Raw genomic sequence first — 1,794 nt, forward strand, 5'->3', positions numbered from 1 at the left:
GATCGCGAGCGAGACGCCTTCCCGGCCCGTGCGGGTGAGCCGGGCGCGCAGCGACGTCGCGTGCGCCGCGTGCAGGGAGACCCCGCGCCAGGAGAACGGCAGGCGGCTCGCGTCGCCGTCGGCGAAGCCGGTGTGGCCCGAGGCGTGCAGCGCCGCGTCGAGCAGGGCCGGGTGCAGGGCGAACGCGAGCGCGTCGCCCGCGTACTCCTCCGGCAGGGTCGCCTCGGCGAAGATCTCCTCGCCGCGCTGCCACACCGCCCGCAGGCCCTGGAACGACGGGCCGTAGGCGAGGCCGATCTCGGCCAGCCGCTCGTAGCTGCCGTCGATGTCGAGCTGGGTCGCCCCGGGCGGCGGCCAGGTCTTCGCGTCGAAGTCGTCGGTGCGCGTCCCGGTGCCGAGCACGCCGGTGGCGTGGCGGATCCACGGCTGCTCGCCGCCTTCGCCGCGCGAGTACACGCTCAGCGGGCGCGAACCGTTCTCGCCCGCTTCGCCGGCCACCACCTGCACCTGGACGCCACCGGTCGCGGGCAGCACCAGCGGTGCCTCCAGCGTCAGCTCCTCGACCAGGTCGCAGCCGAGCTCGTCGCCCGCGCGGACGGCCATCTCCAGGATGCCGGTCCCCGGCACCAGGACCGTGCCCAGCACGCCGTGGTCGGCGAGCCAGGGCTGCAGCCGCACCGACAGCGCGCCGGTGAACAGGAACCCGCCGGAGTCGGGCAGCTCGACGGCCGCGCCGAGGAACGGGTGCCCGGCCGGGCTCATCCCGACCATGCGCAGGTCCCCCGAAGGCGCCCGGGAGCCCTCCGGCCAGAACCGCTCGTGCTGGAAGGCGTAGGTCGGCAGGTCGAGCCGCCGCCCGCCCGCGAACACCCCGGCCCAGCCGACGGTGACCCCGCGGACGTGGGCGTCGGCCAGCGCGCGCAGGAACCGCGCCGGGCCGCCGTCGTCACGCCGCAGCGAGCCGACCGCGAACGCGGTCGCCCCGGCGGCCTCGACGATCTGCTGCACGGCCGTCGTGAGCACCGGGTGCGCGCTCGTCTCGACGAACCCGCCGAAGCCGTCGTCGAGCATCCGGCCGACGGTCGCGGCGAACTCGACGGTGGTGCGCAGGTTCCGGTACCAGTACGCGGCGTCGAGACCGGTCGTGTCGAGCAGCTCGCCGGTCACCGCGGAGTAGAACGGCACCAGCGACGGCATCGGCGTGATCGGCGCGAGGTCGGCGAGCACCCGCTCCCGGACGCGCTCGACCTCGGCCGAGTGCGACGCGTACTCCACCGCGATCCGGCGGGCCCGCACGCCGTCTTCGGCGAACTTCGCGAGCGCTTCGGCCATCGCCTCGGCTTCGCCGGAAACCACGGTGGTGGCCGGGCCGTTGACCGCGGCGACCGAGATCCGGCCCGCCCACGGCGCGATCCGCTCGGTGACCTCGGCCATCGGCAGCGGCACGGACACCATGCCGCCGTGGCCTTCGAGCACCTCGGCGATCGCGGCGCTGCGCAGCACGACCACGCGCGCGGCGTCCGGCAGCGTCAGCGCGCCCGCCACGTGCGCGGCCGCGATCTCGCCCTGGCTGTGCCCGACCACGGCGTCCGGTTCGACGCCGTGGGAGCGCCACAGTTCGGCGAGGGAGACCATCACGGCGAACAGCGCGGGCTGGACGACCTCGACGCGGTCGAGGGCGCTCTGGTCGGCCAGGACGTCGAACAGCGACCAGTCGACGAATTCGCCGAAGGCCTCGTCGCACTCCCGCAGCTTCGCGGCGAACACCGGCGAGGACCGCGCCAGCTCCAGCGC

Annotated in this window: 1 protein-coding gene; it reads right to left on the bottom strand. The window is 75.3% G+C overall.

Features of this window, described 5'->3' with window-relative positions:
* Window positions 1-1,794, bottom strand: a 1,794-nt coding sequence (locus tag G3I65_RS44460; RefSeq protein WP_160701438.1) for an acyltransferase domain-containing protein, incomplete at both ends; no start/stop codon positions are given.

Source organism: Amycolatopsis sp. SID8362, from assembly GCF_010550475.1.
Taxonomy (GTDB): domain Bacteria; phylum Actinomycetota; class Actinomycetes; order Mycobacteriales; family Pseudonocardiaceae; genus Amycolatopsis; species Amycolatopsis eburnea.